The organism is Xenococcus sp. PCC 7305 (genome assembly GCF_000332055.1).
In the GTDB taxonomy this organism is placed as follows: Bacteria; Cyanobacteriota; Cyanobacteriia; order Cyanobacteriales; family Xenococcaceae; genus Xenococcus.
Genome location: NZ_ALVZ01000155.1, coordinates 1 through 22,928, shown reverse-complemented (window position 1 = coordinate 22,928; position 22,928 = coordinate 1). Strand labels below are relative to the sequence as shown.

Here is a 22,928-nt window from a genome sequence, read left to right as displayed (position 1 = left end):
ATAACTGATAACTGATTAAAAGTCGCTTTTTTCGATATTGGGACGAATATCATTAAGATCTATGTATCTATCAGTAGCATTTCTGAGTTCTCTAGCAATCATCCCCTCAGTCGAAACAACAGTTATATGAGTATTTTTAGATCTTAGGAGTTCGATCGCCCGCTCAAAATCTCCATCACCACTAAATAAAATCACCCTGTCATATTGATCGACTGTATTAAACATATCGACAACAATCTCGATATCAAGATTTGCTTTCTGGGAATAACGACCCGAAGCGTCATCATAATATTCTTTGAGAATCTTAGTTCTGACTGTATAACCCAAACTAATTAGGGCATCACGAAATCCCCTTTGGTCTTGAGCATCCTTGAGTCCTGTATACCAAAATGCATTGACTAAGTTCACACTAGGATCTTTAGTAAAATATTCAAGCACCTTTCTCGGATCGAAAAACCAACCATTTTTCTGTTGCGCATAAAACATATTATTGCCATCGACAAACACAGAGAGGCGATCTCTTAGGCAATTATTAGGACAATCCATATAAGTTATACCTATGAATATTTGTAAAATATATAAATAGAAATTCTGTTAGAGTTGGCTGCAAATGTAGCAACCGCTGTCTAATAGATACTAGTAATTTGCAATCAAACTGAGAATTCGGAATTAAAGAATACTCAAGTTGGTTATAGACTCTAAATAATAGATAAGGTTATTAGAATAGGAATTACCCACAATAAAATATTTGGGTGGATTCTATAATATCCTCAGTGTAGAACAAAATAGCGATTTATAACCATGATCTATGGCAAACAAGCTGGTAAATGTATATTTAATCAGTAACTAGTACGGATAATTAATAGTAAAAATACTATAGTCGCTAATTGATAATTTACTGATAATGTATTGATTTAAAAAACGATCGCGTTAATCAGAAATGCGATCGCTTTTGCAGTTTTTGAAGTTATTGCCAGAAAAATCGCTCAAGGAATCGATTATTGATCAATATCGATGATGATTTAGGTTCATTATTTTTTATTCCACAAAGAAGTACAAGGGATTTTGCTCTTGTCACATCTATGGGCATATTTATCTGCAACTTCTGTTACTTCTTGGAGTAATCCTTGACTTAAAGTAGTCGGTTCCAAGCCTAAATCCAAAAGACGTTGATTTTTGACAAATAGTTCATTTTCTGAGGCTTCATTTCGTGGATTTTCCAGATAGGCAATTTCGGCTCCTGTCATTTCCGCAATCATTTTCGCCAAATCAACAACTCGATGAGTCTCCGTCATTTGGTTGAGAATGCGCACTCTTTCTCCCTTAGGAGGAGGATTTTCTAGGGCTAGCTGGACACAACGCACAGTATCTTTAATATGGATAAATGCCCGAGTTTGACCCCCAGTACCATGAACTGTGAGGGGATATTTAATCGCTGCTTGCATCAAAAAGCGATTGAGCACGGTTCCATAATCACCATCATAGTCAAAACGGTTGATCAGATTTTCATCCATAATAGTTTCAGGAGTATTGGTTCCCCAGACAATACCTTGGTGTAAATCTGTAACTCGAATGCCATCATTCTTGTTGTAATAGTAGAAGAACAGCTGATCCTGGGTTTTGGTCATATGATAAACGCTACCAGGATTGGCAGGATAGAGAATTTCTTGTTGGATGCGCTCTCCTGTATCGGTCACAACTTCTACATCAAGATAACCTTCAGGGATTTTCATGCCCGCAGTACCATAACCATAGACTCCCATAGTGCCTAAATGCACTAGATGAATATCTAAACCGGTTTCGACAATGGCACATAAAATATTATTAGTAGCGTTAAGATTATTATCTACGGTATAACGCTTATGCTTGGAGCTTTTCATCGAATAAGGGGCTGCCCGTTGCTCTGCAAAATGAACCACTGAATCAGGTCTTTCTGTCAGCATGAGGGTTATCAAAAGATCGTATTCCTGAGCAATATCAATATTGTAAAATTTAATTTCTTTGCCAGTAAGAGATTTCCAGGTTGATAGTCTTTTCCCAATGGGACTAATAGGTGTTAGGGAGCTCACTTCTAGTTCATTATCAATATTCCGACGAGAAAGATTATCTATAATAATGATTTCGTGCCCTGCGTTAGACAGATGTAGGGCTGTTGGCCAACCACAAAAGCCGTCTCCTCCAAGAATAATAACTTTCATTTTTTACCTCTATCTATATATTTACGCGCTAGATGAACTGTGTTAAAAGCTGACTTGTAATTAGATTACAACCTAGACTATTTAAGCAGATTCTTGCTCGTTAAATTCTTCATGTCTAATTTTAGGGCAGCGATTATGTCAAGTTTCTGGGCTTTACTTTTCTTTTTGACTGGCTAAATAGCCTAAACCTAGAGCACAAAAAGCATTAATACCCAAAAAGCTACGGGCGATCGCACCATCTCCTAATCCCCAAACCGCAGGATCGACCATAGCACTAATTCCCAAACAAGCGGCGACTCCCAAGCAAATACCGATCGCAAACCATTTGAGAGTTTTATGTCCGGCAAGAATTGCCACCAAGGCAAAGGGAATTAAAACACTGGCAAAAAACGGATTTAGCTCGGTTGTTCCCATGACAAGATTTCCTAATTCGGGAAGAGAACTACCCATCAAACGAAAGGGCCATTGGGGTAAATCAAAAACATAAAATCCTTGGAGCAAGAATAGACCGGAACTGCCAAAAATCAAACCGCTATTCAGTGCCAAGTTAAAAGACAAATAACTGCGAAGAATCCAAGCTAATAAATAAGAACCAATCACCATTCCCAATTTGGGCAATAAGGCTACAGTACCACCATCAATCCAAAAAATAGGGTTGAGATAGCCATTGTCTCGCAGCCAGCGAAAGAAATCGCGGAAACTAAATTCACCTTGCACTGCTAGATTAACAGCAGCCTGAGCATCTAAAAGTCCTGCCCCAAAATAATTGAAGGTATCTTCTGGCGCTTTGCGAGCTGATGATTTAATAACCCCAATAATCTCTTCAGGAGTCTCAATGCCGCTGGCTTTAACTAAAGCAGCAACTCCTGCAACATGGGGTGCGGCCATACTAGTTCCTTGGAAACCGACAAACACAGATTCTCCTGTGCTGGGATTGATAGTATTTTGAAGAATTGTATTGTCCTCGGTGCCCCCTGGGGCGGCAATGTCAACTCCCGCACCATAGTTAGAATAGGGAGTTTTTTCCCCTGCAAGATCCGTTGCGGCCACGCCAATTACTTTGGGATAACGGGCAGGATAGGATGCCGCATTGAGATTTTCGTTACCCGCCGCGGCGACAATTACTACTCCTTTGTCATAGGCATAGGCGATCGCCTCTTCTAATAAGCGACTAGCACCCCCTCCACCCAAACTAAGGTTAATAATATCTGCATTATTATCGGCTGCGAACTTAATCGCTTCGGCAATATTAGCCACTGTGCCCACACCATCAGCACTGAGGACTTTTAGGGGCATGATGCTTGCTAGATTGGCAATTCCCGCGACTCCATAACCATTATTGGTTGATTGGGCAATTATTCCTGCAACATGAGTTCCATGACCCTGATCATCTTCGGGGTTTTCGAGATCGTTGACAAAATCGTAACCTTTGACGAATTTAGTTAATTTAAGGTCGGGAACTCGACTGACGCCGGTATCGATAACTGCGATCGTCACGCCTTCCCCTTTAGTTTGATCCCAAGCCCCTTCGACATTAATACTCCGAAAATTCCACTGTTTGCGATATTCAGGATCGTTGGGAACTTCAAGGATGCTATATTCGTAGTTGGGCTCGATATATTCAGTATCTTTGGCCACAGGCGATCGCAAGAGAGCATCCAATAAAGGTTGTTGACCTGGGACGACATAAACATGATCTGCCACTGAAAAAATACTATTGAGATTGCCTTGGCGAGAGTATTTTTGATTGATAGCTTGGATTCGGTTGCTAATTTCTACCATGGGCACATCTTCTCGAAAATCCAAAATGATTGAGTTGAATTCTCCTTCGACTGCTAAACCTTGAAAATTAGTCAGAGCAAATCCCAATCCAATAATGAATAAACCCAATAGTAAAATTTTTTTCATCTTCTCATGATTACTCGTCACTGATACTATAACTAATAGCTATATTTGTTGAACTTATTATTTTAATTAAAGCAATATTATGAATGAACGCCCCATTATTCTTGGTGTTGTCGGTGACAGTGCTGCTGGGAAAACTACTTTGACGAAAGGAATTGCCCAAGTATTTGGCGAAGAAAATGTCACGATTATATGTACTGATGATTATCATCGCTATGATCGCCAACAACGAGCAGAAATGGGGATCTCTGCGCTGCATCCTGACTGCAACTATCTTGATATTATTGAGCAACATTTGGATTTATTGCGCAACGGGCAATCAATTTTAAAGCCTATTTATAATCATAGTACTGGAGCTTTTGACCCTCCTGAATATATAGAACCTCGCAAATATGTAATTGTCGAAGGTCTTCTTGGTTATTCGACCAAAAAAATGAGAGATAGCTATGATGTAAAAACCTATCTTGCCCCTCCAGAATCGTTACGAACATATTGGAAAATTAAACGAGATACTCGCAAGCGGGGCTACAACGATGAGCAAGTATTAGACCAACTCAAAAAAAGAGAACCCGATTCTGAGGCTTTCATTCGTCCCCAGAGAAAATGGGCTGATGCGGTTATTTCTTTTTATCCACCTATTGAGGAGTCTAATCAAAATGATCTTTTGCTCAATGTTCGGTTGATTTTGCGTCCCACAATTCCCCATCCCGATTTTACGCATATTTTGAATGATGAAGCGAATCATCTAAGCTCGGCGATTCGTTTGGGTTTGGCTCGGGATATGAGTAAGCCTGTAGATGTTTTGGAGGTTGATGGACATGCTACGGCAGAGCAGGTTAATGAATTGGAAAGATTGTTGTGTAATGAAGTTCCTGATTTAGGAAAGTTTTGTCGTTTGGAAGGTAATCAGGAAATGGGAACTGTTACGGGTACAACGGGGGAAACTTTGCAAAGTTATCCTTTGGCTTTGACTCAGCTATTGATTGCTTATCATATGTTGAAGGCTCTAAGTTAGTTGGTTGTGGCGTAAAGGCGATCGCGATTTAGAGTGATTTACCAAAAATAATTGCCATTTAGATATATTTGATTGCGATCGCACCGTGCCAGGCTTTGCTTGATCGCAACATCATTCTTGACATTTAAAGACAATCGTTGTTTCTTGACGCAGACCCGTATCTATCTCACTAACCAAAAAAAGAGCTACAGTGTTAAATTTACTTAACAAAACTTTCCTTAGATCGAGGTTTTAGTTTCAGTAATTCATATTTGTTTGTTGAACTTTATTTTGTAACAGCATTCCTTTAAAAGAAGTTGCGATTTTCATCTCACAGACCCATTAAGAGTTAACCTCAGCCTAGAATATTAGTCATATAGTTGACTAGATTAATATCTTTTAGTTAAGAAATTTTTGGAGCTGTTTTTTCTCGGCAAGATCTACAAAAATGACTGTGAACACTAGGAGGATCACGAATAAAGCGGTAAAGCAAATATCGATCTATTCTCAACTTCGTCATTTGATCTCAATGAAATTGATTTAGTAAATAAGTTCAAATAGCGAAGATCTAGAAGAAATAGTTGGAATTTCAATTTAATTAGTCAAGCTCAAATATGTTCTTATAGTTGTTAATTATTTGTCCATTTTTTCCCAAATTAAGCTTGATAGCTCCGCTTTTTCAGGTCTTCTCATTTTATCGTCAGTACTTATTTTTGCGATTAACAATAAAGCTCTAAATAGTCAGAGGTTAGCTAGTTTTGCCAGCCTTTTGACCAACTTGACCTAATTTTTCGTAATTTATCGTTCTTACTTTATTTGACTTGGGAGTTTCAAGATATGAGTGCAAATAACATTGAAAATGTTCGTAACGTGGCTATTGTGGGCCCTTATTCAAGCGGAAAAACCACATTATTAGAAAATATTTTATATTTGACGAAAGCCATTAATCGGAAAGGAACTATTAAAGATGGTAATACAGTAGGAGATAGTTCCCCCGAAGCCAGAGAACGCAGCATGAGTGTAGAAACATCAGTTGCGAGTACCCAACACCAGGACATTAAATTCACTTTTTTGGATTGTCCTGGTTCTGTTGAATTAGCCCAAGAAACCAATAATATATTAGTCGGCTCAGGAGCTGCGATCGTAGTTTGTGAACCAGTGGTTCATCGTGTTTTGACCTTAGCTCCTTTATTTAAATTTTTAGATGATTGGGAAATTCCCCATTTAGTATTTATCAATAAAATGGATCGCTCCGATACGGATTATAGATCTATTCTAGACGCGCTTAAAGCTGTTTCCTCTCGGCCCTTAGTTCCGCAGCAATATCCAATTTCTCAAGAGAATAATTGTGTTGGCTATATCGATTTAGTAACTGAGCAAGCTTATCATTATCATGCAGGAACTCCCGCAGATCCCGTGCCCTTCCCTGAAGAATTGGCTGCCGAAGAAAAAGCTGCCCGCAATGAGCTACTCGAAACTCTAGCGGATTTTGATGATCATCTCCTCGAAGAATTGATCGAAGAAATTGAGCCTCCCCAAGAAGAAATCATGCGGGATTTAAAACAAGAACTCAGTGCAGATTTGATTGTTCCTGTGTTCTTTGGCATGGCCGAAGAAGGATATGGCATCAGACCTTTGCTCGATGCCCTAGCCCAAGAAGCTCCTGCTCCCAATATTACTGCTGAAAGAAGAGGTCTCAAGGCCAAAGCTGATGGCGATACTTTGGCTCAGATTCTCAAAACCTATTACACTCCCCAGGGTGGCAGATTATCTCTGGCGAGAGTTTGGCAAGGTACGCTGACTGATGGTATGACTCTCAATGGGGTGCGGGTGAGTGGTGTTTACCGTCTGATGGGTGCACAACAAGAAGCGATTCAAAAGGCTGGCGTTGGTGAAATTGTCGCTTTGGGCAGAATGGAAGGTATCAAAACTGGTGATACTTTAGCTAGTGATAGTAAAAATAGTAGTTTTCTTCCCAAGGCCGATATTCTACCTCCTGTTTATGCTTTGGCGATCGCGCCGGAAAATCGTCGCGATGAGGTGAAATTGAGTGGGGCAATTACCAAATTAATCGAAGAAGATCCGTCTCTATATTGGGAACAACATGGTGACACCCATGAAGTTATTCTCTGGGGACAAGGGGAAATTCATCTTCAGGTATCTTTGGATCGTCTGCGCCGCAAGTATAATTTGCCGATGACTACTGGTTTACCCCAAGTGCCCTACAAAGAAACGATTCGCCAATCGACCACCTCCCACGGCCGTTATAAGCATCAAAGTGGCGGACATGGGGCTTTTGGGGATGTTTATCTAGAAATCAAACCTTTATCACGAGGAGAAGGTCATCAGTTCCATCAAACTATTGTTGGTGGTGTCGTGCCAAAACAATATATTCCTGGGGTTGAGATGGGAGTAAAAGAATATCTCGATCATGGGCCTTTAGGTTTTCCTGTGGTTGATGTTGATGTCACTCTCAAGGATGGGTCTTATCATTCAGTAGACAGCTCAGAGCAAGCTTTTAAACAAGCAGCAAGAATTGCCATGACCGATGGGATGCCTCAGTGTAAGCCAGTGCTATTGGAGCCTTTATTATCGATCAAAGTCTCGGCTCCTTCGGAGTTTACCTCGAAAGTCTTGACCTTGGTATCGGGTCGTCGCGGACAGATTCTTGGTTATGAGAGTGTTGAAGGTTGGAAAGGATGGGATCATGTTTCAGCTTATTTACCCCAAGCGGAAATGCATAACTTTATTATTGAGTTGCGATCGCTAACCTTGGGTGTAGGATTCTTTAAATGGGAATATGATCATCTCCAAGAAGTCCCTGAAAAACTAGCCAGCAATATCCTAGCTACTGCTACTAGTAATGGTGATAATCATAATGGCAATGGTAAAAGCTAATTTTTAGCATTGGGGTGGGCAGCATTGCTCGCCCTAAGAATTCCAGTTTCCGTATGAGTGGTAGTTTTGGCGAATTTATATATCATGAGTTCCGTGTTAACATGTCCTTGTGATACACAGATTTAAAAACCCTGGAACCGAAGATATCTTTAACGGAAAGAATACAAAAGCCGCTCGCCGAATATGTCCACAGAATTTATGGAAGACTGTATCTCGTAAGTTGGATCAACTTGATTCAGTCAATGCACTTGACCAACTAAGAATACCGCCAGGGAATCGGCTTGAAGAATTGGCTGGTGATCGAAGAGGCCAATACAGTATTCGTATTAACAACCAATATCGAATTTGTTTTATTTGGATAAACAATGAACCTGACCAAGTTGAGATTGTTGACTATCACTAAATTGAATTTAACAAGTACTGATAGATATATTTATGATAAGAGTACCAACTGATAGAATGCCAACCCACCCTGGAGAAATGTTGCTAGAAGAATTTCTTAAGCCAATGGGCCTGACTCAAAGGGACTTAGCCGATGCGATCCATGTTCCCTATCAGAGGATTAATGAGATCGTTAATGGAAAAAGGGGAATGACGCCTAGTACCGCATTACGTCTTGAGAAGTTTTTGGGTATGTCTGCAAGTTTTTGGCTCAACCTACAATTAAGATGGGATTTATACTTTGCGCAACAGGTAGAAGAAGGTGAACTAGCAATAATAAAGCCCTATTCTTCCGCAAATGCTTAAGGAGCAAATTGCCAGGCATCTTATGATTCCACAATCCACTGATTGTCTATCAACAGTAATCAGAGTCTTTCTCTTTAGAATCCCAACAAAGATGAAATATAAGGGGATATTTCCTTGAAAATAGTAATAAAAGCTGCTCCTGGCGGCAAGAGTTTGACAATACGATCCAAAGTTCTGAGAGCTTTGCTGGATTTTTCTTTTTGAATTGCCTGGTCTGGTTCTTGGCTGGCAGTGCTCAGATCATCAATTGCATCGTAGCTATCTTGTTTGTCTTCTGCTGGGAAATTGGTATCGTTTTCAATGGTTTCTTTTAATTTGGCAAGTAATTGTGGGAGGTCGAGTTGACTATAATCAATTCCAGTTAATCCATGATTAATAGTATTAGCAACTGTTCCGGTGATATCTCCTTGATTAAATGCCCCCGCACCAGAAGCATTTACTGTGCTATTTTCAATATTAATATTGCGGCTTTGGTCGTGGTTCTGGTTCACAGTTTTGTCCTCTATATTTTCTTGATTAACTTGAAATACATTATCTGATTGTTTGTTCGCAAGAGCCATTGCGATTTCCTTGATATCTCTAATCTGTTCTGCTTGTTGTTCTGACTTTCCTGCTAATCTTGCTTGTTCCTTGGCTGCTGCTAATCCCGCTTTATAGTTCTCCTGAAAATCATGCTCAACTTGGGCTTTGTCTGTAGCTTCAGGAACTTCTAGGGTAAGCAAAACATCTTCCCCTTTTTTCTCAATACCTGTAATCGCATCAGGGTGAATATTAGGATTATTGGCCATGAGTTGTTGAAATGCCTGCCGAAAGGCTTCGGGGTTGGCCCCTTTGCGCAATAAAATCTCGACTGTGTTGATCACTTCTTGGTAGAGCTTGGTGAAATCTCCTGGTTGAAAAACTCTTTCCGGATCATGGGGACGACGCTCCCGACTTCCCAAGAGGTTAGGATTTTCGAGGAGGAAAATATATTGACAATCAACATTATTTAACTTGGTTGTATGGTCGATATTCCAAGATTCTAAACAAGCTCCTGTGAGATAGGCAGATGTAAAATCTGTGCCTACAGCTTGGACTTCCGTTAGATTGGCATCTTTTAAATGAGCATTAGTTAAAGTTGCCTCGCTGAGATTGGCATATTTTAAATTAGCTTGTTCTAGATTACATCCTGCTAAATTCGCTCCTCGTAAATTAGCATTTTGATAAGATTTTTTGTAGCCATCCCTGGTTATTAATAGCTCTCTGACATTAGCTTGGGACAAAATAGAACCTCCTAATCTTACTAGATCAAGCTTCTTGGCAGAAGACCAACAAGTATGGTTCAAATCTTTTGCTCTGAGATCACTATTTTTGAGAATTGCCTGGGAAAAATCAGCTCCAGCAAGCTCCGCATCAAAGAAACTCGTACCGCCCATTGTGCCAAAAGCAACCCCTGCTGAGCGAATCCAAGGATCTCGGGGGTCTCCCTGGAAACTACGCCAACCAAGATAAGCTCCTAATAATGTAACAGCTCCAGCGACAGCTCCAGCGACAGCGACAGCGACAGCTCCAGCGACAGCGACAGCTCCAGCGACAGCGACAGCTCCAGCTCCAGCGACAGCTCCAGCGACAGCTCCAGCGACAGCTCCAGCGACAGCTCCAGCGACAAAACCTTTGCGCAGAATGAAGAAGAGAAAAATAAATAATGAAATTAAAGAAGCTATACCTGCAATAAAACTCTCTGTGTCACTAGGATCTGAAAGGAATGAGAGTAACAAAGCTATCCAAATGGAGAAAAAACCGGCGATGACTGAAAAGAACAGAGCCAGGATAATCAATAGTATTTTCCAGCGTTTTTGTAATCCTGCGATCGCCCGAGTAAAATTTACCCCCTGTAGATGAGCCCCTTTAAAATTAGTCCCACAAATATCTGCATCGCTAAAATCGAAACCTTCGAGATGCTTGCCTCGCAGATTTGCGCCCCGCAGATCTGGCTTGACAGTGGGATTATCCGCTCGCCATTGATTCCAAGCTTCTTTCCCCTTTTCTAGTTTGGCAAGATGTCGCCTATTTGCCATGGTCTCAATTCCCTGATCTTCACCACCCTGATACAGATTTTAATCTAGATATTTAGAAAGCTGACTATTATTTTAATGGTTGTTGTGTAATGAAGATGTATCTAAATATAAACTTTTCTTAAATCTATTGGATTGATTGATAGTTCTTTTTGCTTTTATTATTAACCCTAATTCTTGGTAAGTCTTATACTTGTTACTGATTACTTCCATATTGACGATACAAGTAAAACATTGAGGTAAAAAGCAAATGCCGAAAGTCAGCGTTGAAGAGGCGGTTCACAATCTCAAAGCTCTTTTAGAGCAAGTTGCGGCAGGAGAAGAGGTCACGATATTTGAGCAAGATAAACCAATTGCCCGTTTGCTTCCACCATCAACTGAAGAGGAAATATTTGCCGATATGAAGCAATTTCTCGAATCCTTATCTATTAAAGGTGAGTCTTTGAGTCAAACAGTAATCAACGCACGTCAAGAGGAACGATATTGATTTATCTTGACACTAGCATTATTGCTCCTTTTTACTGGCCAGATATCTCTGATAGGTATGATGAAAGATATTTGAAGAATAGGTTTTCAATAAAAGTTTCTACTTTAGACAATTAGACAACTACCAAGAAAATTAAATTTTTCCCGCTCATGAGTTAACATTTCGGCAGGGGTTTGGGGAGGACGTATCGTCCCCAATGGGGGGTTTGGGGGGCTTAGTCCCCCAATGCATTTTACGGATTTGCTTGATATTTTGCAGATACAAATATTTATTTTACGAATAGAAGAGCTGCAATGAAGAAATCCGAAATCCTAACCCCAATCAAAGATCATGTACCATTAGACATAATGATTAACAAATTTTAATATAAATAAAGGAGAGGGGAAATGGTAGCAACGCCCATAACAACAACAAAGCGGTTGACCATCCAAACTGCGGAAATAGCCCCAGATACAACTACAATACGTTCTCTAGACTGGGATCGCGATCGCTTTGACATCGAATTTGGCCTGCAAAACGGTACCACCTACAACTCCTATATCATTCGAGGAGAGAAAACAGCTTTAGTCGATACTTCCCATGGTAAGTTTCGTCAGCTCTATCTTGATGCTTTACAAGGGGAAATTGACCCGAAAACAATTGACTATCTCATCATTAGTCATACCGAACCCGACCACAGTGGTTTAGTAAAAGATTTTTTGGAGCTAGCACCCCAAGCAACAGTAGTTGCCGCTAAAACAGCAATTAAATTTTTAGAAGACCTGGTACATCAACCCTTTGAGTCGCAGATTATCAAAACAGGGAGCAGTATCGATCTGGGTAATGGTCATATTATAGATTTTATCAACGCGCCCAATCTTCATTGGCCAGATACCATTTTTAGTTACGATCGCGGAACCAAGATTCTCTATACCTGCGATGCCTTTGGCATGCATTATTGTTCGGATGAGCTTTTCGATCAAGATCTAGAGGCAGTCGAACGAGATTATCGCTTCTATTACGATTGTTTGATGGCTCCCAATGCCCGCTCAGTCCTGTCTGCCATGAAACGCATGGATAAGCTTGGGGAAATTACCACCGTTGCCAATGGCCATGGCCCCCTGTTGCGTCACAATCTCCAAGAATTTTTAGATCGCTACTATAAATGGAGTAAAGCCCAAACCAAAGCGGAAAAAAATGTCGTCGTATTCTATGTTTCCGACTATGGGTACAGCGATCGCCTGTCCCAAGCTATTGCCCGAGGCATCACGAAAACTGGGGTTGCGGTGGAAATGATCGACTTGCGATCGGCAGAAAATCAAGAGGTTCATGAACTAGTCTCCCGAGCTTCGGGCGTCGTTTTAGGAATGCCTCCATTGTCCGGGCATAATCATCAAGACATTGTAGCCAATGTGGGGACAGCTCTCGCAGCAGCTAAAGAAAAGCAGGTTATTGGCATGTTTGAATCCTATGGCGACAATGATGAACCTATTGATCCGCTTTTGACTAAATTCCGTGATGTGGGATTGAAAACCGCTTTCCCCTCTATTCGAGTTAAAGATACTCCAGATAAAGCAACTTATCAATTATGCGAAGAGTCTGGTACAGATTTAGGTCAAATTCTGACCCGGGACAAACTTGTCAAACAGATGAAATCCCTCGATAGCGATTTGGATAAGGCGATCGGCAGAATTAGCGGTGGGCTCTATATCATAACCGCTACCAAAGATCAGGTCAGCAGTGCCATGCTGGCTTCTTGGGTGTCCCAGGCCAGTTTTGAACCCCCTGGTTTTACGATCGCAGTAGCGAAAGATCGCGCGATCGAATCTTTAATGCAGGTTGGCGATCGCTTTGTTTTAAATGTCCTCGAAGAAGGGAAATATCAAGGCTTAATGAAACATTTCCTCAAACGTTTTAAACCTGGGGCAAATCGCTTTGCGGGAATAGATACTCAAACAGCAGCCAATGGTTCACCAATTTTAACCGATGCTCTAGCCTATATTGAATGTGAAGTTGTGACCCGCATGGAATGTAGTGATCACTGGATTGTCTATAGTAAAGTAACCGCAGGCCGAGTTTCTAATCCTGACGGCTTGACTGCTGTGCATCATCGGAAAGTAGGCAACCATTATTAATTCAGTTAACAGTTAACAATCATCAGTTATCCCTCATCAGTCAACTGTTAACATTTGCCAGTTTCTAATCTATATATTCAAGTCCAATTCTAAACGCATTATTTGTTGTTTCCTGGACCCAGACAATTCTGGTTTTAGTCAGAATATGACGGGTCTCTGGATCACTGATGTAACAAATAGTATTTTCTCTAATTGGCTTAGCGTCCTGATTAATTGTTTTGATTCCGCAGCCGCCAGCAGAAATATCTATAATAAAAGCTTCATGTAATTTTTGATAATCGTCATTTTGAAGCCGAAATTCAATAGAAGTCTCTAAATCTACGTCTAGGCGTGGATTTTTCCTTGATTCAAGATATTTCTTGTCTTTTAAACTCAGTTCTGGATTAGATTGCATAATAAATATTAAATAATTCGTTCTCTTTATTATTCCCAGATTGATAAAGGTTCTAGGTATTGGGTTTTAGATGTTAGGGAAAACCCGAAAGAGGTAGAATTAGTAAATTGTATTTTACAGATATGTCTAAAGAGAAAGATTACTCTAATTTCGATGTAGTGGTCATAGGCTCTGGTGCTGCGGGACTATATTCTGCTTTGTGTTTACCTGCTCATTACCGTGTAGGTTTGATTACCAAAGCAAAGTTGCAAACAGGGGCTAGTGATTGGGCTCAAGGAGGTATTGCCGCAGCAATTCATCGAGAAGATTCTCCTTTGCTACATCTAGAGGATACTTTAAAGGCTGGGGCAGGTTTATGCGATCGCGAGGCGGTACAATTTCTCGTAGAACATGGCGCTAGTTCGATTCAATCCTTGCTGGAGATGGGTGTCGCCTTTGACCGCAAAAACGAGCAGTTGGCAATGACTCTCGAAGCTGCCCATTCTCGCCCAAGAGTGCTTCATGCCGCCGACACTACAGGACGTGCGATCGTGAGCATTCTTACAGAACAGGTTGTACAACGCTCTAATATTACTGTTTTATCCCAAGCCTTTGCTTTGAATTTATGGCTCCAGGAAGAAATATGCCAAGGACTTAGTATTCTCCACAAAAATAAAATTACTTGGATTAGTTCAGGTGCCGTAGTTCTAGCAACAGGCGGAGGGGGACAGGTTTTTTCCCAAACCACAAATCCTCAAGTTAGTACCGGAGATGGTGTTGCGATCGCCTGGCGTAGTGGGGCAAAAATACGCGACGCCGAATTTGTGCAGTTTCATCCCACTGCCCTAACCAAACCTGGTGCACCAAGATTTTTAATTAGCGAAGCTGTGAGAGGCGAAGGGGCTCATTTAGTAGACAAAGCAGGCAAGCGTTTTGCCTTTGATTATCATCCTGATGGAGAATTGGCCCCCAGAGACGTAGTGAGTCGGGCGATTTTTACCCATTTGCAAAAAGCTGGAGACAGTAATGTTTATCTAGATCTGAGCGTAATTCCAGAAGCCAAAATTCGCTATCGCTTTCCCAATATTATTCGCGTTTGTCAAAAATGGGGTGTAGATCTGTTCACAGAACCCATACCTGTCGCTCCTGCTGCTCATTATTGGATGGGGGGAATTGCGGTGGATACGAACAATCAAACTTCTATCCAGGGTTTATATGCAGTAGGAGAAACTGCGAGTACAGGAGTTCATGGAGCCAATCGTTTAGCGAGTAATTCTCTACTAGAATGTATCGTCTATGCAGGACAATTATCTCAGTTAGATATTTCATCACCTGTTAGGCCAATAGAACCAAAATGGCTCACAGTTGAGGCAACTAATATTGCTATTGATACTGTCAAAGATATCCGTGAACAATTGCCTAAGCTGGTATGGAAAAGTGCAGGAATTTGTCGCAGTCAGGAAGTTATGGAAGATGCGATCGCGCAAATTGATGCTTGGCATCAAGAATTAATCACTCTTGATTGGAGTGAATATATTTTGGATTTGTCTCCCCCAGAACAGATTCAATTTGCTGAGCCGAATACTGAAGAGCATTTGAGAATTTATACCGAAACCCTAAATCTTATAGATATTGCCAATTTGATTCTAAAAAGTGCCCTATTTCGCACGGAAAGTCGAGGCGGTCATTATCGTTTGGATTATCCTAATAGTGCTACTGATTGGTCATTACATACAGTAATTAAGGGCGAAAATCAGAGTACATCGCAGTAAAAAATACTCTAATAATTTAATACTAGTTTATTTAAATTTATTTATCTATCATTTTTTGTAAAAAATCTATATTACTAATTATTTCTTGAATTTCATTATGTCTATAGCTATTAGATGTTGTAAAAGTTTTTTGGTGCGAGTCGTTTTCTACAACTAATGTAATGATTTTGGATTTACTAAAAGAAACACAAATATGATTGCCATTCTCTAAATACTTTTTACCATAGTAAATAAAGACATTGTTCTCATCATTATTGAGATTGGCATGATGAAAATTTTTAGTTTGCAAGATTTCCGTCAAAACTCGTGTTACTTTAGCTTTGAGTTTCTTTTCTAGATTTAATATGACATTTTTCTTGATATCTTCTTGAACTCTTTTTTCTATTCTGAGAACTGCATCCATACTACGTATCCTTATGATTATTGTGATGACATTATTTTCAATAAATCAATCTAATAGTTAGTATTCCCAACTTTAATTCCTAAAATCATCACAAAAAGGATAATTGTCAATCAATAGAAAAAAAATTGCTCATAATCAATAAGATTTGCGTTTTAATTAATGGTTTTATAGACTGCTTGGCACTTATATTTAATGCCTAAAGCCGGTCTCCTGTTTTGGCATCAAACCAATTAACTTTGGCAAGATTGACCGCAACCCTAAGATGTTCTTGATCCCAACTGCGATCAGGTTCAATCAAAACACGTAATATATCATTAGAACCTCGCACCTTCATACTAGCTAAGAGCTCCCGACCAAAATTCTCCACCAGAAAAACTTTACCCTCAATAATTACCTGATCTGAATCTGTTGCCAATTTGAGATCTTCAGGACGGATTCCTAAATCTATAATTTCCGGTGACGATGCGATATCAGGTATGGGAATCTCAAAGTCACCTAAAATAGCCTTATTCTCCTGACAGTTTAAAGTCAATAAATTTATCTGAGGACTACCAACAAATCCCGCGACAAACTTATTTGCCGGATGGGAATAAATCCGACTAGGAGGATCTAATTGTTGGATGAGACCATCAAGTAAAACTACCACTTTAGTCGATAAGGTCATGGCCTCAGTTTGATCATGAGTCACATAAACCACAGGTTTTTTTTGCGTAGCAAATAACTGTTTGAGTTCTTCTCTGACCTGTTCTCGTAATAAAGCATCAAGATTACTGAGGGGTTCATCCAGCAGGAAAACCTCGGGATTTCTCACAAGGGCACGAGCCAGAGCTACTCTTTGCCTTTGACCGCCAGAAAGCTGTCCCGGTTTGCGATTTAGCAACGGGGAAAGTCCTAGATTCTCAGCCACCGCACCCACTCGAGTTTTAATTTCTTCTGAAGGAGTTTTGCGAATTTTTAGAGAAGCAGCAATATTTTCGGCAACGCTCATATGAGGATAAAGAGCATAACTTTGAAAAACCATTGCCATGTTGCGATCGCCTGGAGCAATATAGGTTAAATCTTCTTCCCCCAGCAACACTCGCCCTGCAGTAGGTTGTTCCAGTCCGGCAATTAAGCGCAGCAAAGTGGACTTACCACATCCCGATGGCCCCAGAAGAGTTAAAAACTCCCCGTCATCAACCGTTAAACTAATATCCTTAACCGGAACGACATCCGTTGCGAATTGTTTGCGTAAATTTTTTAAACGTAATTGCGCCATAATTTTTAATTACTAAATATCAAATATTAATAGAATTTGCCATCTGCCCTCTGCCATCTGCCTTCATGTAATTATCCCTTAACTGCCCCAGAAGTAATACCCTGAACAATCCGTTGTTGGAAAATCAAGACTAAAATTACCAGAGGTATAGTTCCTAAAACTGTAGCAGCTGCGATCGGGCCGTAGGGAATTTCAAAAACACTAGAGCCACCGATTTTGGAAAGAGCAACGGGAATCGTTTGCAAAGAATCTCGGGAAATAAAAGTCAGAGCAAAAATGAATTCATTCCAAGAAAAAATAAAAGCTAAAATCCCTGTTGTCACCAATGCTGGACTGGTTATGGGCAAAACAATTTTGAGTAACATTTGAATCGTATTATAGCCATCAATTTTGGCCGAATCTTCCAAATCTTTCGGTAATTGTTGAAAGAAACTTCGTAAAACTAAAATAGTTAAAGGTAAATTAATCGCCGTATAAGGCACAATCAGCGCCAGATAATTATTGCCCAAACCAAAGAATTTGACTAATTCTAATAAACTTAAAAATAGCAACACATAGGGAAATAGAGTCACAATCAAAACTGCTGCGAGGATTATTTTTTCACCTGGAAGTTTTAGTCTGGCTAGAGTATAGGCAGCCGGCGCACCTAATGACAAACAAATTATGGTCGAGACAAAAGATACAAATGCACTGTTGAGCATGTAACGCAGGAACTGACTACCCAAAGATAAGTAATGTGCCAAAGTTAGTTGATCCAATGCGGGCAAATAAATTGTTGGAATATTGGCGATCGCAGAAGTAGTTTTAAAGGAAGTCAATATTTGCCATAACAAAGGAGCAAGGCAAAATAAAACCAAAAAAATGATACCTGCCCACAGCAGTACTTTTTGCCAATCAAAAGGTTTTTTGAATTCTGATTTTTTCATAAATTAAATAAATAGTGATAGCTATTATCCTCATCCTTTATCCCTTATCCCTTATCCCTTATCCCTTAAAATTATCTCTCCCCTGAAACATTAATTCGAGTTCGCGAAAGTAACCAAGAGACGATCGCGACTGCGGCAATGAGCAATAAAAAAGTCACAGTAACCAACGTTGCACCATAACCAAAATCCAAATAGCGTTGCACCATCGCATATATATAAATAGAAACCATCTCTGTGCCCCCTGCCGGGCCACCTCCTGTCATGACTTGGACTAAATCGAAAATCCCAAAGGATTGGGCAAAGCGAAACAATAAAGAAATCAGAATTTGCGGAGCTAGTAAGGGTAAGGTTATCTGCCGAAAACTTTGCCAAGGATTGGCCCCATCGATCGCATGGGCCTCATACAAATCTCGCGGAATCGATTGCAAACCTGCCAACAAAATCAAAGCAATAAAAGGAGTTGTTTTCCAAACATCAGCCACAATCAAGGAAATCATCGCCGAATCTGGCTCCCCTAACCAAGTAATCCCTTCGTTAATAATTCCTAAGCGCAGCAAAATATCATTCACCACACCAAATTGATCGTTAAAAATCCAAGCCCAAGCCAAGCCCATTACCGCAGTTGGCAAAGCCCAGGGAATTAAGGCCGCTGTCCGCACAAAGCCCCTACCAAAAAAAGATTGATTGAGAACTAGGGCAAAAATCATCCCTAATACCAATTCCAAAATAATACTAGTAGTCGTAAAAAACGTCGTATTGCTTAAACTTTGCCAAAAACGCCCATCCCCCAACATTCGGGCATAATTGCTGAGACCAGCAAAAACTGGCACCAACTCCGTACTAAGGTTTTGCGCAAAAAAGCTCAGCCAGAGAGCTCTGGTAATCGGATAAACGAACACTAAAGCCAAAATTAGCAAAGCGGGAATAGCTAGCATCCAACCGATTTTTTGTTCCCGTTGACGAATCGAATTTTTCATTCCCTAAATTCTTCTAACTCCTTACCCCTCATCGTTGTTGATCATTTATCCCCTAAAAAACATCTTTTAGCAAATCATTAAATCTCAGGAATAATTCAGATGCTTTAAAATTCTTTGATTTAACTCTGTCTAAGATTAGTTAATTTCCGTGATAAATTTTAATCCCGATAAAAAAAGTCGGGTATAGTTGACTCTCATTTTTAGCTTGTGTTAGTATTCATTTCAACTGTTAACGGAATAAAAACAGAGATTATGACCCAGGCAATCGCAACTAAACCCCGTACTTTCACTAACTTGGTTTCCAAAGAAGGTGGTGTGAAGTACCCCCTCAAAGCACTTCATGTTTGTGAAGAAACTTTTTCTCCTCTAGAAGTGGCCTATGACTACGACGTTATTCGCTCTCTAGTTAGTCGAGAAACTATCGAAGCAGGACCCAATTCAATTTGGCGTTATAAAGCTTTTTTACCTGTTGAGAGTGAGAATCCCATTGATGTTGGTACTGGGATGACTCCTCTTGTTAAATCAAATCGTTTAGCGCGTCGCCTGGGGCTCAAAAATCTTTACATCAAAAATGATGCCGTTAACATGCCGACCCTGAGTTTTAAGGACAGAGTCGTATCTGTTGCCTTAACTCGGGCCAAAGAATTAGGTTTTTCTACTGTTTCTTGTGCCAGTACTGGTAACCTTGCTAATTCCACTGCTGCGATCGCAGCCCATGCCGGATTAGATTGCTGTGTCTTTATTCCTTCTGATCTCGAAGCAGGAAAAGTACTAGGCACCTTGATTTACAATCCCACATTAATGGCCGTTAAAGGCAACTACGATCAAGTAAATCGTCTTTGTTCTGAAGTTGGTAACACCTACGGTTGGGGATTCGTCAATATTAATCTTCGTCCTTACTATTCTGAAGGTTCGAAAACTCTTGGTTTTGAAGTTGCCGAGCAACTGGGCTGGAAATTGCCTGATCATGTTGTGGCACCTCTCGCTTCTGGTTCTCTTTACACCAAGATTTATAAAGGTTTCCAAGAATTTGTCAAAGTCGGTTTAGTCGAAGATAAAAACGTTCGCTTTAGTGGTGCTCAAGCAGAAGGTTGTTCACCGATTGCTCAAGCGTTTAAAGAAGGTAGAGACTTTATCACACCTGTTAAACCCAATACGATCGCAAAATCCATCGCGATCGGCAATCCAGCTGATGGAGTTTATGCTCTAGAAGTTGCCCAGAAAACCAACGGTAATATTGAATCGGTGACCGATGCCGAAATTGTTGAAGGCATGAAGCTGCTAGCTGAAACTGAAGGTATCTTCACTGAAACTGCTGGCGGAACTACAATTGCTGTATTGAAAAAATTGGTAGAAGCAGGAAAAATCGATCCCGAAGAAACCACTGTTGCTTACATCACTGGTAATGGATTGAAAACCCAAGAAGCAGTTCAAGGTTACATTGGCGAGCCTCTAGTTATTGAACCGAAATTGGATAGCTTCGAGCGCGCCCTAGAACGTTCTCGCACTTTAGAACGTCTTGAATGGCAACAAACTATTGTTTAGTCGGAATATTTCACTAAACTAATCACTAATCATTAAATAACTAATCACTGAAAACTGACTACCTCCTAGAAGGAGGATAACTGAAAAATGACTGTTAAAGTATTAATTCCCACTCCCTTACAAAAATTCACTGACAATAAGGCTGCGATCGAATGCACGGGTAGCAATATTGATGAGTTGATTGATTCTTTGGAAAATGATTGCCCTGGGATCAAGGCTCGTATCTGTGATGAAACAGGAAAACCTCGTCGCTTTTTGAATCTCTATGTTAATAGCGAGGACATTCGGTTCCTTCAGAATACTGATACTCCTTTGACAGATGGAGATGAGGTCAGTATTGTTCCGGCTGTTGCTGGGGGCTAAGTTTAGAATTGAAAATTGCTTGCCCTCGAATGGGGGAAAATTGCTTGCACTAAAGTGCTAGTGAGCATCAGTAATAAATAAAATCACTATGCCGAACAGCTCAAAAGCTTGATGTTAAAGACTTTTGACTTTTGACTTGCACGTGGCGTCACTAGCTTCGCGTCGCCCTCGAATGCAGGAAAATTGGCAGTCAATGATTTTCGATTAAGGTTTATTCCGTAACAGTGAGGTGGACATCAATGTCTTCCTCATTTTTTTATGCCAAGACTTTTACTTATAAAAATATCACTGGTTAATTCTAACGCGTGATACCAACGTTGATGATCTGAAATTAGGGAAATTACACCAATTTAAAATAGAAATACAACACATGATTCTGTAGGGGCGAATGGCCATTCGCCCCTACCACCATGATTCATCGTGAACATTATTTATTTGGTATTAATTTTGTGCGATCGCGAAGTGTCAGCTTTTAGCCAGTCTTTTCAAGCTACAATTGTACAATACTATCTTTAAATCTTAAAACAGCTAAATGCTACGAGAAAAGCTTAAACAAGAAATAGATAAATTAAGCGAAGAGCAATTAATTAAATTATCCGATTTTTTTGCCATAATTAAGTTGCAATCCGAAGAAAATCAACAAGACAATGATTTAAAACAAAAAATTTCTAATGAAGAAAGGGCTGAAGAATTTCAACAATGGACAATGAAATTACCTAAAGATATTAATACTCCTAGCTTAAGTGATGAAGCTTTCAGTCGAGAAAATGTTTATTCATATTAGAACTTACAAAAAATGAAATATTGTTATTCTGTAAATTACCGATCAAAGCCATAAATGCCTCTGGGGGACTAGCCCCCCAGACCCCCCATTGGGGCCGGGGCGCCGCCCCCAAACCCCTTGCGTAAGGATTAACTAATAAGTCGGAAAATTGGGGATTGTCTTGGTAGTTGTTTAATGTCCTAGATAGGAATTGTAATTTATCAAAAACATACCTCTAAAATATCTTGCGCTACAACCTATGGGACATCTGCGTAAGTCCTAAATATATGTCTCAAGTGATTGAAATTCCATTATAGAAATCAATTTTGAGAGATCACAATCAAGTTATCATTTTGATTTTTTGATAACTGAAAAGATGCCTCGACAACCTCGCAATCTCAAATCTAATTACTGCTATCATGTCACAGTTCGTTGCAATAACCGAGAATTTAAGTTAATTCAACCTGATTGCCGCGAGGTGTTTTTATACTCCTTGAAAAAATCAAAAGAAAAGTTTAACTTTAAACTCTATGCTCTATGCATTATGAGCAACCATGTTCATTATTTGCTAGAGCCGAAACAACCAGAAGATTTGCCACGAATTATGCATTGGCTCAACTGGTACACTGCCATGTGTTTTAATCGGATGCTCAATCGAACAGGACATTTTTGGGAAAAGCGATATCATAGCAGCGGTTTCGAGAACACAGATTATCAAAGAGCCTTAAACACTCTACGTTATATCCATGCCAATCCTAAAGCGGCCAATATGCAACAAGGTTTTTTCTATGATTTTTCCAACTATGGTGTTCATGACAGGTTAGGTGATGATGGGATAACTCAATGGCATCCTGCATTTTTGTCTTTGGGGAAATCTTTGGATGAATGTGCTGCTAAATATCGGAAGTTTTGTCGCAGATATAAGCCGAAGCCTAAGTCAGAAAATCGTTATCACTGGGGAAGTAAATTATTGCCTAAAGTCTTGAAAGCAAGAGGGAAGAAGAAAAGATCGCCTGGGCAGCTGAGCTTACCTTGGAATGATTGGGAGAAAAACAGTTCTGAAATAAGAGAAGTAGCAGAAAAGTTTGTGATCGCAAATTGCTATAACCCTCAGATAGCAGCTCAATTTTTCAACGACTCATAACAATATC

General features: G+C 40.1%; 20 protein-coding genes. 11 read left to right on the top strand and 9 right to left on the bottom strand.

Translation table 11 applies throughout. From position 1 onward, the window contains the following. Positions 1-15: 15 nt before the first annotated feature. The 3 genes from XEN7305_RS09685 to XEN7305_RS09675 all read right to left on the bottom strand — a co-directional run bounded on the left by XEN7305_RS09685 (position 16) and on the right by XEN7305_RS09675 (position 4,106). Positions 16-546 carry an NYN domain-containing protein gene (locus XEN7305_RS09685; RefSeq protein ID WP_006509224.1) on the bottom strand — a complete coding sequence of 177 codons (531 nt, stop codon included), beginning with the start codon at positions 544-546 and terminating at the stop codon, positions 16-18. 485 nt (positions 547-1,031) lie between these two features. Continuing rightward, the gene (locus tag XEN7305_RS09680; RefSeq protein WP_006509223.1) at positions 1,032-2,198 is read right to left on the bottom strand and encodes an NAD-dependent epimerase/dehydratase family protein; all 1,167 of its coding nucleotides are present in this window, start codon (positions 2,196-2,198) and stop codon (positions 1,032-1,034) included. Positions 2,199-2,351: 153 nt separating this feature from the next. Beyond that, positions 2,352-4,106, bottom strand: a complete 1,755-nt coding sequence (locus tag XEN7305_RS09675) for a S8 family peptidase (RefSeq protein ID WP_006509222.1) — start codon at positions 4,104-4,106, stop codon at positions 2,352-2,354. Between the two features lie 79 nt (positions 4,107-4,185). On the opposite strand from XEN7305_RS09675, the gene XEN7305_RS09670 reads away from it, so the two are divergent. The 4 genes from XEN7305_RS09670 to XEN7305_RS09655 all read left to right on the top strand — a co-directional run bounded on the left by XEN7305_RS09670 (position 4,186) and on the right by XEN7305_RS09655 (position 8,742). After that, positions 4,186-5,118, top strand: a complete 933-nt coding sequence (locus XEN7305_RS09670; RefSeq protein ID WP_006509221.1) for a phosphoribulokinase — start codon at positions 4,186-4,188, stop codon at positions 5,116-5,118. Positions 5,119-5,934: 816 nt separating this feature from the next. Further along, complete coding sequence (locus XEN7305_RS09665) at positions 5,935-7,995, top strand: elongation factor G (protein WP_006509220.1); 2,061 nt, start codon at positions 5,935-5,937, stop codon at positions 7,993-7,995. A 109-nt stretch (positions 7,996-8,104) separates the two neighbouring features. Continuing rightward, positions 8,105-8,398 carry a type II toxin-antitoxin system RelE/ParE family toxin gene (locus XEN7305_RS09660; protein ID WP_040897312.1) on the top strand — a complete coding sequence of 98 codons (294 nt, stop codon included), beginning with the start codon at positions 8,105-8,107 and terminating at the stop codon, positions 8,396-8,398. Between the two features lie 32 nt (positions 8,399-8,430). Further along, positions 8,431-8,742, top strand: coding sequence for a HigA family addiction module antitoxin (locus XEN7305_RS09655; RefSeq protein WP_006509219.1), 312 nt, complete (start codon positions 8,431-8,433; stop codon positions 8,740-8,742). A gap of 74 nt (positions 8,743-8,816) precedes the next feature. Here the strand turns inward: XEN7305_RS09655 and XEN7305_RS09650 are convergent, their stop codons facing one another. Continuing rightward, on the bottom strand, positions 8,817-10,799 hold the full coding sequence (locus XEN7305_RS09650; RefSeq protein ID WP_006509218.1) for a pentapeptide repeat-containing protein: 1,983 nt from the start codon (positions 10,797-10,799) through the stop codon (positions 8,817-8,819). A gap of 247 nt (positions 10,800-11,046) precedes the next feature. Between XEN7305_RS09650 and XEN7305_RS09645 the strand changes: the two genes are divergently transcribed. Then, entirely contained in the window at positions 11,047-11,283 is a 237-nt protein-coding gene (locus tag XEN7305_RS09645) for a type II toxin-antitoxin system Phd/YefM family antitoxin (protein WP_006509217.1), read from the top strand. Between the two features lie 386 nt (positions 11,284-11,669). Continuing rightward, positions 11,670-13,397 (top strand): diflavin flavoprotein, encoded by a 1,728-nt coding sequence (locus XEN7305_RS09640; protein WP_006509216.1) that lies wholly within the window; start codon positions 11,670-11,672, stop codon positions 13,395-13,397. A 64-nt stretch (positions 13,398-13,461) separates the two neighbouring features. On the opposite strand, the gene XEN7305_RS26575 is transcribed toward XEN7305_RS09640, so the two are convergent. After that, positions 13,462-13,791: a PilZ domain-containing protein gene (locus XEN7305_RS26575; RefSeq protein WP_006509215.1), complete on the bottom strand. Its 330-nt coding sequence runs from the start codon at positions 13,789-13,791 to the stop codon at positions 13,462-13,464. Between the two features lie 122 nt (positions 13,792-13,913). Here XEN7305_RS26575 and nadB point away from each other — a divergent pair, with 122 nt between their 5' ends. Beyond that, on the top strand, positions 13,914-15,542 hold the full coding sequence (gene nadB, locus XEN7305_RS09630) for an L-aspartate oxidase (protein ID WP_006509214.1): 1,629 nt from the start codon (positions 13,914-13,916) through the stop codon (positions 15,540-15,542). A 37-nt stretch (positions 15,543-15,579) separates the two neighbouring features. Here the strand turns inward: nadB and XEN7305_RS09625 are convergent, their stop codons facing one another. The 4 genes from XEN7305_RS09625 to XEN7305_RS09610 all read right to left on the bottom strand — a co-directional run bounded on the left by XEN7305_RS09625 (position 15,580) and on the right by XEN7305_RS09610 (position 19,106). Further along, entirely contained in the window at positions 15,580-15,945 is a 366-nt protein-coding gene (locus tag XEN7305_RS09625; protein WP_006509213.1) for a hypothetical protein, read from the bottom strand. Between the two features lie 196 nt (positions 15,946-16,141). After that, positions 16,142-17,203: an ABC transporter ATP-binding protein gene (locus tag XEN7305_RS09620; RefSeq protein WP_006509212.1), complete on the bottom strand. Its 1,062-nt coding sequence runs from the start codon at positions 17,201-17,203 to the stop codon at positions 16,142-16,144. Between the two features lie 71 nt (positions 17,204-17,274). After that, positions 17,275-18,129 (bottom strand): carbohydrate ABC transporter permease, encoded by an 855-nt coding sequence (locus XEN7305_RS09615; protein WP_006509211.1) that lies wholly within the window; start codon positions 18,127-18,129, stop codon positions 17,275-17,277. Between the two features lie 71 nt (positions 18,130-18,200). After that, positions 18,201-19,106 carry a carbohydrate ABC transporter permease gene (locus XEN7305_RS09610; protein ID WP_006509210.1) on the bottom strand — a complete coding sequence of 302 codons (906 nt, stop codon included), beginning with the start codon at positions 19,104-19,106 and terminating at the stop codon, positions 18,201-18,203. A gap of 252 nt (positions 19,107-19,358) precedes the next feature. Here XEN7305_RS09610 and thrC point away from each other — a divergent pair, with 252 nt between their 5' ends. The 4 genes from thrC (at position 19,359) to XEN7305_RS09590 (ending at position 22,921) form a co-directional block, all read left to right on the top strand. Then, positions 19,359-20,651 (top strand): threonine synthase, encoded by a 1,293-nt coding sequence (thrC, locus tag XEN7305_RS09605; protein WP_006509209.1) that lies wholly within the window; start codon positions 19,359-19,361, stop codon positions 20,649-20,651. A gap of 87 nt (positions 20,652-20,738) precedes the next feature. Beyond that, on the top strand, positions 20,739-21,014 hold the full coding sequence (locus XEN7305_RS09600) for a MoaD/ThiS family protein (protein ID WP_006509208.1): 276 nt from the start codon (positions 20,739-20,741) through the stop codon (positions 21,012-21,014). Positions 21,015-21,546: 532 nt separating this feature from the next. Beyond that, positions 21,547-21,798, top strand: coding sequence for a hypothetical protein (locus XEN7305_RS09595; RefSeq protein WP_006509207.1), 252 nt, complete (start codon positions 21,547-21,549; stop codon positions 21,796-21,798). Between the two features lie 355 nt (positions 21,799-22,153). Continuing rightward, the gene (locus XEN7305_RS09590; protein WP_006509206.1) at positions 22,154-22,921 is read left to right on the top strand and encodes a transposase; all 768 of its coding nucleotides are present in this window, start codon (positions 22,154-22,156) and stop codon (positions 22,919-22,921) included. Positions 22,922-22,928: the final 7 nt, after the last annotated feature.

Excerpts from the sequence above, each read along its gene's own strand:
- XEN7305_RS09680 (WP_006509223.1), bottom strand. The coding sequence starts at position 2,198 with ATGAAAGTTATTATTCTTGGAGGAGACGGCTTTTGTGGTTGGCCAACA.
- XEN7305_RS09670 (WP_006509221.1), top strand. The coding sequence starts at position 4,186 with ATGAATGAACGCCCCATTATTCTTGGTGTTGTCGGTGACAGTGCTGCT.
- XEN7305_RS09610 (WP_006509210.1), bottom strand. The coding sequence starts at position 19,106 with ATGAAAAATTCGATTCGTCAACGGGAACAAAAAATCGGTTGGATGCTA.
- XEN7305_RS26575 (WP_006509215.1), bottom strand. The coding sequence starts at position 13,791 with ATGCAATCTAATCCAGAACTGAGTTTAAAAGACAAGAAATATCTTGAA.
- XEN7305_RS09590 (WP_006509206.1), top strand. The coding sequence starts at position 22,154 with ATGCCTCGACAACCTCGCAATCTCAAATCTAATTACTGCTATCATGTC.
- thrC (WP_006509209.1), top strand. The coding sequence starts at position 19,359 with ATGACCCAGGCAATCGCAACTAAACCCCGTACTTTCACTAACTTGGTT.
- XEN7305_RS09625 (WP_006509213.1), bottom strand. The coding sequence starts at position 15,945 with ATGGATGCAGTTCTCAGAATAGAAAAAAGAGTTCAAGAAGATATCAAG.
- XEN7305_RS09655 (WP_006509219.1), top strand. The coding sequence starts at position 8,431 with ATGATAAGAGTACCAACTGATAGAATGCCAACCCACCCTGGAGAAATG.
- XEN7305_RS09615 (WP_006509211.1), bottom strand. The coding sequence starts at position 18,129 with ATGAAAAAATCAGAATTCAAAAAACCTTTTGATTGGCAAAAAGTACTG.
- XEN7305_RS09620 (WP_006509212.1), bottom strand. The coding sequence starts at position 17,203 with ATGGCGCAATTACGTTTAAAAAATTTACGCAAACAATTCGCAACGGAT.
- XEN7305_RS09650 (WP_006509218.1), bottom strand. The coding sequence starts at position 10,799 with ATGGCAAATAGGCGACATCTTGCCAAACTAGAAAAGGGGAAAGAAGCT.
- nadB (WP_006509214.1), top strand. The coding sequence starts at position 13,914 with ATGTCTAAAGAGAAAGATTACTCTAATTTCGATGTAGTGGTCATAGGC.
- XEN7305_RS09645 (WP_006509217.1), top strand. The coding sequence starts at position 11,047 with ATGCCGAAAGTCAGCGTTGAAGAGGCGGTTCACAATCTCAAAGCTCTT.
- XEN7305_RS09595 (WP_006509207.1), top strand. The coding sequence starts at position 21,547 with ATGCTACGAGAAAAGCTTAAACAAGAAATAGATAAATTAAGCGAAGAG.
- XEN7305_RS09675 (WP_006509222.1), bottom strand. The coding sequence starts at position 4,106 with ATGAAAAAAATTTTACTATTGGGTTTATTCATTATTGGATTGGGATTT.
- XEN7305_RS09640 (WP_006509216.1), top strand. The coding sequence starts at position 11,670 with ATGGTAGCAACGCCCATAACAACAACAAAGCGGTTGACCATCCAAACT.
- XEN7305_RS09665 (WP_006509220.1), top strand. The coding sequence starts at position 5,935 with ATGAGTGCAAATAACATTGAAAATGTTCGTAACGTGGCTATTGTGGGC.
- XEN7305_RS09685 (WP_006509224.1), bottom strand. The coding sequence starts at position 546 with ATGGATTGTCCTAATAATTGCCTAAGAGATCGCCTCTCTGTGTTTGTC.
- XEN7305_RS09600 (WP_006509208.1), top strand. The coding sequence starts at position 20,739 with ATGACTGTTAAAGTATTAATTCCCACTCCCTTACAAAAATTCACTGAC.